The sequence below is a fragment of the Escherichia sp. MOD1-EC5189 genome (assembly GCF_002966045.1).
Taxonomy (GTDB): Bacteria; Pseudomonadota; Gammaproteobacteria; order Enterobacterales; family Enterobacteriaceae; genus Escherichia; species Escherichia coli_F.
Genome location: NZ_PTRX01000058.1, coordinates 1 through 7958, shown reverse-complemented (window position 1 = coordinate 7958; position 7958 = coordinate 1). Strand labels below are relative to the sequence as shown.

Annotated in this window: 10 protein-coding genes; 9 read left to right on the top strand and 1 reads right to left on the bottom strand. The window is 50.9% G+C overall.

Translation table 11 applies throughout. From position 1 onward, the window contains the following. The 3 genes from malX to add all read left to right on the top strand — a co-directional run. On the top strand, positions 1 to 1298 hold a 1298-nt coding region (malX, locus tag ATB02_RS25035), incomplete at its 5' end, for a PTS maltose transporter subunit IICB (protein WP_105272376.1). Between the two features lie 9 nt (positions 1299 to 1307). Then, complete coding sequence (malY, locus tag ATB02_RS25030; protein WP_105272375.1) at positions 1308 to 2480, top strand: bifunctional maltose regulon transcriptional repressor/cystathionine beta-lyase MalY; 1173 nt, start codon at positions 1308 to 1310, stop codon at positions 2478 to 2480. Positions 2481 to 2583: 103 nt separating this feature from the next. Beyond that, on the top strand, positions 2584 to 3585 hold the full coding sequence (gene add, locus ATB02_RS25025; RefSeq protein WP_088541862.1) for an adenosine deaminase: 1002 nt from the start codon (positions 2584 to 2586) through the stop codon (positions 3583 to 3585). A 35-nt stretch (positions 3586 to 3620) separates the two neighbouring features. Here add and ATB02_RS25020 read toward each other — a convergent pair whose 3' ends face one another. Beyond that, positions 3621 to 4661 (bottom strand): oxidoreductase, encoded by a 1041-nt coding sequence (locus tag ATB02_RS25020; protein ID WP_001282537.1) that lies wholly within the window; start codon positions 4659 to 4661, stop codon positions 3621 to 3623. A 242-nt stretch (positions 4662 to 4903) separates the two neighbouring features. Here ATB02_RS25020 and blr point away from each other — a divergent pair, with 242 nt between their 5' ends. The 6 genes from blr to ATB02_RS24985 all read left to right on the top strand — a co-directional run. Beyond that, the gene (gene blr / locus ATB02_RS25015) at positions 4904 to 5029 is read left to right on the top strand and encodes a division septum protein Blr (protein ID WP_024166213.1); all 126 of its coding nucleotides are present in this window, start codon (positions 4904 to 4906) and stop codon (positions 5027 to 5029) included. Between the two features lie 272 nt (positions 5030 to 5301). After that, on the top strand, positions 5302 to 5517 hold the full coding sequence (ydgT, locus tag ATB02_RS25005) for a transcription modulator YdgT (RefSeq protein ID WP_105272374.1): 216 nt from the start codon (positions 5302 to 5304) through the stop codon (positions 5515 to 5517). 85 nt (positions 5518 to 5602) lie between these two features. Further along, positions 5603 to 6043, top strand: coding sequence for a DUF2569 domain-containing protein (locus tag ATB02_RS25000; RefSeq protein ID WP_001306099.1), 441 nt, complete (start codon positions 5603 to 5605; stop codon positions 6041 to 6043). 76 nt (positions 6044 to 6119) lie between these two features. Further along, positions 6120 to 6701, top strand: coding sequence for an electron transport complex subunit RsxA (gene rsxA / locus ATB02_RS24995; RefSeq protein WP_000133193.1), 582 nt, complete (start codon positions 6120 to 6122; stop codon positions 6699 to 6701). After that, positions 6701 to 7279, top strand: a complete 579-nt coding sequence (gene rsxB / locus ATB02_RS24990) for an electron transport complex subunit RsxB (protein WP_000991806.1) — start codon at positions 6701 to 6703, stop codon at positions 7277 to 7279. Before rsxA ends, rsxB begins: the two co-directional genes overlap by 1 nt. Beyond that, positions 7272 to 7958: RnfABCDGE type electron transport complex subunit C (locus tag ATB02_RS24985; RefSeq protein ID WP_123059866.1), on the top strand; the 687-nt coding region annotated here is incomplete at its 3' end. The genes rsxB and ATB02_RS24985, both read left to right, overlap by 8 nt.

Genomic DNA, 7958 nt, shown 5'->3' with positions numbered 1-7958 from the left:
TTGCTGGCTTTGTCGGTTATGCGGTAATGAATCTCGCGGTAAACTTCTGGTTGACCAATAAAGGCATTCTGCCAACCACGGACGCCGCGGTTCTGAAAGCCAATAACATTCAGAGCATTCTTGGGATCCAGTCGATCGATACAGGGATCCTCGGTGCGGTGATCGCCGGTATTATCGTCTGGATGCTCCATGAGCGTTTCCATAATATCCGCCTGCCGGATGCGCTGGCATTCTTCGGCGGTACGCGCTTCGTGCCAATCATCTCCTCGCTGGTGATGGGCCTTGTCGGTCTGGTGATTCCGTTAGTCTGGCCGATTTTCGCCATGGGTATTAGCGGCTTGGGCCATATGATAAACAGCGCGGGTGATTTCGGACCGATGCTGTTTGGTACCGGTGAACGTCTGCTGTTGCCGTTTGGTCTTCATCACATTCTGGTAGCATTAATTCGCTTTACCGACGCAGGCGGCACGCAGGAAGTCTGCGGTCAAACCGTCAGCGGCGCACTGACCATCTTCCAGGCGCAATTGAGTTGCCCGACCACTCACGGTTTTTCTGAAAGCGCCACGCGTTTCCTTTCGCAAGGCAAAATGCCTGCGTTTCTCGGCGGTCTGCCAGGTGCAGCGTTAGCTATGTATCACTGCGCGCGCCCGGAAAATCGCCATAAAATTAAAGGGCTGCTGATTTCTGGCCTGATCGCCTGTGTCGTTGGCGGCACGACCGAACCGCTGGAATTTCTGTTCCTGTTCGTAGCGCCAGTTCTGTATGTCATCCACGCGCTGTTAACCGGCCTCGGCTTCACCGTCATGTCTGTGCTCGGCGTCACCATCGGTAATACCGACGGCAATATCATCGACTTCGTGGTGTTCGGTATTTTGCATGGTCTGTCAACCAAGTGGTACATGGTGCCAGTGGTGGCGGCAATCTGGTTTGTCGTTTACTACGTCATCTTCCGTTTCGCTATCACCCGCTTCAATCTGAAAACCCCGGGGCGCGATAGCGAAGTTGCCAGCTCAATCGAAAAAGCCGTTGCCGGTGCGCCGGGTAAATCAGGTTACAACGTTCCGGCAATCCTCGAAGCCTTAGGCGGTGCCGACAATATTGTCAGCCTCGATAACTGCATTACCCGTCTGCGTTTGTCTGTGAAAGATATGTCGCTTGTTAATGTGCAGGCACTGAAGGACAATCGGGCAATTGGCGTAGTACAACTTAATCAACATAACCTGCAGGTTGTTATCGGGCCACAAGTTCAGTCAGTAAAAGATGAAATGGCCGGTCTGATGCATACTGTTCAGGCATAAGGATAAGATATGTTCGATTTTTCAAAGGTCGTGGATCGTCATGGCACATGGTGTACGCAGTGGGATTATGTCGCTGACCGTTTCGGCACTGCTGACCTGTTACCGTTCACGATTTCAGACATGGATTTTGCCACTGCCCCCTGCATTATCGAGGCGCTGAATCATCGCCTGATGCACGGCGTGTTTGGCTACAGCCGCTGGAAAAACGATGAGTTTCTCGCGGCTATTGCCCACTGGTTTTCCACCCAGCATTACACCGCAATTGATACGCAGTCGGTGGTGTATGGCCCTTCTGTTATCTATATGGTTTCAGAACTGATTCGTCAGTGGTCTGAAACAGGTGAAGGCGTGGTGATCCACACACCCGCCTATGACGCATTTTACAAGGCCATTGAAGGTAACCAGCGCACAGTAATGCCCGTTGCTTTAGAGAAGCAGGCTGACGGCTGGTTTTGCGATATGGGCAAGCTGGAAGCCGTGCTGGCGAAACCAGAATGTAAAATTATGCTCCTGTGTAGCCCACAGAATCCTACCGGGAAAGTGTGGACGTGCGATGAGCTGGAGATCATGGCTGACCTGTGTGAGCGTCATGGTGTGCGGGTTATTTCCGATGAAATCCATTTGGATATGGTTTGGGGCGAGCAGCCGCATATTCCCTGGAGTAATGTGGCGCGCGGAGACTGGGCATTGCTAACGTCGGGATCGAAAAGTTTCAATATTCCCGCCCTGACCGGTGCTTACGGGATTATAGAAAATAGCAGTAGCCGCGATGCCTATTTATCGGCACTGAAAGGACGTGATGGGCTTTCTTCCCCTTCGGTACTGGCGTTAACTGCTCATATCGCCGCCTATCAGCAAGGCGCACCGTGGCTGGATGCCTTACGCGTCTATCTGAAAGATAACCTGACGTATATTGCAGATAAAATGAACGCCGCGTTCCCTGAACTCAATTGGCAGATCCCGCAATCCACTTATCTGGCCTGGCTTGATCTACGTCCATTGAATATTGACGACAACGCGTTGCAAAAAGCGCTTATCGAGCAAGAGAAGGTCGCGATCATGCCGGGGTATACCTACGGTGAAGAAGGTCGTGGTTTTGTCCGTCTCAATGCCGGCTGCCCGCGTTCGAAACTGGAAAAAGGTGTTGCTGGATTAATTAACGCCATCCGCGCTGTTCGTTAACCCCAATTGCGCAACGTAAAAAATCGTTGCGCAATCGTGGATTTTTACCCTGCTTTGTTTTTATAATGGTGCGCACTTTTATATCCAGAAAAAGAGTGCGACCATGATTGATACCACCCTGCCATTAACTGATATCCATCGCCACCTTGATGGCAACATTCGTCCCCAGACCATTCTTGAACTTGGCCGCCAGTATAATATCTCGCTTCCTGCACAATCCCTGGAAACACTGATTCCCCACGTTCAGGTCATTGCCAACGAACCCGATCTTGTGAGCTTTCTGACCAAACTTGACTGGGGCGTTAAAGTTCTCGCCTCTCTTGATGCCTGCCGCCGCGTGGCATTTGAAAACATTGAAGATGCAGCCCGTAACGGCCTGCACTATGTCGAGCTGCGTTTTTCACCGGGCTACATGGCAATGGCACATCAGCTGCCTGTAGCGGGTGTTGTCGAAGCGGTGATCGATGGCGTACGTGAAGGTTGCCGCACCTTTGGTGTGCAGGCGAAGCTTATCGGTATTATGAGCCGGACCTTCGGCGAAGCCGCCTGTCAGCAAGAGCTGGAGGCCTTTTTAGCCCACCGTGACCAGATTACCGCACTTGATTTAGCCGGTGATGAACTTGGTTTCCCGGGAAGTCTGTTCCTTTCTCATTTCAACCGCGCGCGTGATGCGGGCTGGCATATTACCGTCCATGCAGGCGAAGCTGCCGGGCCGGAAAGCATCTGGCAGGCGATTCGTGAACTGGGGGCGGAGCGTATTGGACATGGCGTAAAAGCCATTGAAGATCGGGCGCTGATGGATTTTCTCGCCGAGCAACAAATTGGTATTGAATCCTGTCTGACCTCCAATATTCAGACCAGCACCGTGGCGGATCTGGCTGCACATCCGCTGAAAACGTTCCTTGAGCATGGCATTCGTGCCAGCATTAACACTGACGATCCCGGCGTACAGGGAGTGGATATCATTCACGAATATACCGTTGCCGCGCCAGCTGCTGGGTTATCCCGCGAGCAAATCCGCCAGGCACAGATTAATGGTCTGGAAATGGCTTTCCTCAGCGCAGAGGAAAAACGCGCACTGCGAGAAAAAGTCGCCACGAAGTAACAAAAATGGATGGTGCTAATTGCACCATCCCCTTTTCACGCAAGGCACAAAGTCGCGCGATGTTTGGCGGATTCGATGCCCAGCTCAATCAACTCCATTACCTGGATTGCCTGACTTGCCGGAACCGGATTTTCACCATCGCCATTTAACGCATCACGAATAGCCGCATAGTAAGCCGGATAATTCCCCGGCACTGTCAACAGCGTTTCTTCGACACGTTCCTCACCTTCCACGCGGGTAAGTACGCCATCACGCATATCGTAGCCCCAGTCTTCCTGCGGCAGACGCTCGCCATTTTTCAGACGTTCTTCCTGTGGATCGAGGCCATATTTCACATAACTGCCTCGGGATCCATGCACGATATAACGTGCTGACTCAGCGGCTGCCAGCATGGTGCCGTGTAAAATGACTCGCCGCTGCGGATAGGACAAGATGGCATGGAAATAATCAGTCGACTGCGCTCCGGGCCGTAACTGTGCCAAATCTACCGTCATGCTAACCGGTAAACCAAATAGCGTAATGGCCTGATCAAGAAGATGCGGTGCTAAATCGTACCAGATACCGCTGCCAGGGCCGCCCTGTTCACGCCAACGATCGCGCACCTGCGGACGGAAGCGGTCAAAATGAGACTCAAAGTAAGCAACTTCACCCAGTACGCCTTCCGCGAGCAAACCTTTTAGCGTCAGGAAATCGCTATCCCAGCGACGGTTATGGAATACAGACAGCACACGCCCCAGGCTTTTTGCCAGCGCTTCCAGCTCTCGTGCTTGTGACAGTGTCACGGTAAAGGGTTTATCAACGACCACATGTTTACCCGCCTCAAGCGCCGCTTTGGCTAACGGAAAATGGGTATCGTTGGGTGTAGGAATGACAATCAGGTCTATGTTGGGATCGTTAAACAGATGCTTCGGCTCAGAGACAACCGTAACCGTTGGCCAGTCAGCTTTTACTTTTGTTTCATCGCTGCTGGAGATTACCGCCAGTTCCAGCCCGGGCGTGCCCGCAATCAGGGGCGCATGGAAGGTTTTGCTCGCATAACCATACCCAATCAACCCAACACGGATGTTGTCGCTCATGTCATTGCCTCTCATTGAAGTATGATGGCTATTTGACACTATCCTTTACCCTCGCTCAACAGTTTAATAACCTGCCAGCAATAAGGGATGTTGTTTAACTTAAGTCAAAAAAATAGCGAATTTTCCAACGACAAAAGCTAAATATCGCAAAAACCTCAGTAAAAATCTTGCTGGAGCTATTATTGCTAAGTAACATTTACCCCCTGAAGTTAATGGATCAATCAACAGAGATGTGGGCTGTAATGAATCGTCTTATTGAATTAACAGGTTGGATCGTTCTTGTCGTTTCAGTCATTCTTCTTGGCGTGGCGAGTCACATTGACAACTATCAGCCACCTGAACAGAGTGCTACGGTACAACACAAGTAAGCTCTACTCTTGTAGAGCGACATGCTGCCCGGCCGGGTGCATGTTTTAACTTGTCGGATATTAAATCAGGAATTTATTATCTTGTTCGATGTTGTTGGTGATTGTCAGGGATAGTAAAGCGCGTTACTCTTTTCAGAGCAGTTTTTCATCCCTGAATATTTACCATCAGCGCATTCTTATTATTGTAATAATACAAACGTTCACTTTTGGTGAAATTTTATCATCACTAATAATACCTACCCCTTTGGTATTAATTATTTTATGGACCTTTTATGACTGTTCAGGACTACTTATTAAAATTTCGCAAAATCAGTTCACTCGAAAGTCTGGAAAAACTCTACGACCATCTTAATTACACCCTGACGGACGATCAGGAACTGATCAGTATGTATCGTGCTGCCGATCACCGTCGCGCAGAGCTGGTTTCTGGCGGGCGTTTGTTTGACCTCGGCCAGGTACCGAAGTCCGTCTGGCACTATGTCCAATAAAGAAAGTAGCGATCGGTTATAAAAGCCTTATAATAACGCCCCTAAAATTAGATTTGCCTGTTTGCGTCGCTATTCTGGAGAACCTATGACCACCACAACGCCACAACGTATTGGAGGCTGGTTGCTTGGCCCATTGGCCTGGCTTTTAGTCGCTCTGTTAAGTACGACGCTGGCGTTGTTGCTGTATACCGCTGCGTTATCTTCTCCGCAAACATTTCAAACGCTCGGCGAACAAGCACTGACGACACAAATCTTATGGGGCGTTTCTTTTATTACCGCTATCGCCATGTGGTATTACACACTGTGGTTGACCATCGCTTTCTTTAAACGTCGGCGTTGTGTTCCTAAACACTATATTATCTGGCTGCTTATTTCCGTATTGCTGGCAGTAAAAGCGTTCGCTTTTTCACCCGTGGAAGATGGCATAGCCGTTCGCCAGTTACTGTTTACTTTGTTGGCAACCGCATTGATCGTCCCCTATTTTAAACGCTCGTCGCGGGTGAAAGCGACGTTTGTGAATCCGTAATAACCTTACAGTTAACCTGTTGTCGCCTGCTCTGGATTAACGGATAATAGGCGGCTTTTTTATTTCAGGCCGAAAAATGACTGACTACCTGTTACTGTTTGTCGGAACTGTACTGGTCAATAACTTTGTACTGGTCAAGTTTCTCGGCCTCTGTCCGTTTATGGGGGTTTCCAAAAAGCTGGAAACCGCGATGGGCATGGGGCTGGCAACAACGTTTGTGATGACGCTGGCGTCTATTTGCGCCTGGCTTATCGATACGTGGATTTTGATCCCGCTTAATCTGATTTACCTGCGCACCCTGGCGTTTATTCTGGTGATTGCTGTGGTTGTGCAGTTCACCGAGATGGTGGTGCGCAAAACCAGCCCGGTGCTTTACCGTCTGCTGGGGATTTTTTTGCCGCTTATCACCACCAACTGTGCCGTGCTCGGCGTGGCGTTGCTGAATATCAATCTCGGGCACAATTTCTTGCAGTCGGCGCTGTACGGTTTTTCCGCCGCTGTCGGTTTCTCGCTGGTGATGGTGCTCTTCGCCGCCATCCGCGAACGCCTTGCTGTGGCTGATGTCCCGGCACCTTTTCGCGGTAATGCCATTGCGTTAATTACCGCAGGTCTTATGTCTCTGGCCTTTATGGGCTTTAGTGGTTTGGTGAAGTTGTAATGAATGCTATCTGGATTGCCGTTGCCGCCGTGAGCCTGCTGGGTCTGGCGTTTGGCGCCATTCTGGGTTATGCCTCCCGCCGTTTTGCGGTGGAAGACGATCCGGTCGTTGAGAAAATTGACGAAATCTTACCGCAGAGCCAGTGTGGTCAATGCGGTTATCCCGGCTGTCGCCCCTACGCGGAAGCCATCAGCTGTAACGGTGAAAAAATTAACCGCTGCGCCCCAGGTGGCGAAGCTGTGATGCTAAAAATTGCTGAGTTGCTTAATGTCGAGCCACAGCCGCTGGATGGCGAAGCGCAAGAGCTAACGCCTGCGCGGATGGTGGCGTTTATTGATGAAAATAACTGTATTGGCTGCACTAAATGTATTCAGGCGTGTCCGGTAGACGCCATCGTTGGTGCTACCCGCGCCATGCATACGGTAATGAGTGATCTCTGTACGGGCTGCAATTTATGTGTTGATCCGTGCCCGACGCACTGCATCTCGTTGCAACCGGTTGCAGAAACACCTGACTCCTGGAAATGGGATCTGAACACCATTCCCGTGCGTATCATTCCCGTGGAACACCATGCTTAAGTTATTCTCTGCATTCAGAAAAAATAAAATCTGGGATTTCAACGGCGGCATCCATCCACCGGAGATGAAAACCCAGTCCAACGGTACGCCCCTGCGCCAGGTACCACTGGCGCAGCGTTTTGTCATACCACTGAAACAACATATTGGCGCTGAAGGTGAGTTGTGCGTTAGCGTCGGCGATAAAGTACTGCGCGGCCAGTCGCTTACCCGTGGACGCGGCAAAATGCTGCCAGTTCACGCGCCCACCTCGGGTACCGTTACGGCTATTGCGCCCCACTCTACGGCTCATCCTTCAGCTTTAGCTGAATTAAGCGTGATTATTGATGCCGATGGCGAAGACTGCTGGATCCCGCGCGACGGCTGGGACGATTATCGCTCTCGCAGTCGCGAAGAGTTAATCGAGCGCATTCATCAGTTTGGTGTTGCCGGGCTGGGTGGTGCGGGATTCCCGACAGGCGTTAAATTGCAGGGCGGCGGAGATAAGATTGAAACGTTGATTATCAACGCTGCTGAGTGCGAGCCGTACATTACCGCCGATGACCGTTTGATGCAGGATTGCGCGGCTCAGGTCGTAGAGGGTATTCGCATTCTTGCGCATATTCTGCAGCCACGCGAAATTCTTATCGGCATTGAAGATAACAAACCGCAGGCGATTTCCATGCTGCGCGCGGTGCTGGCG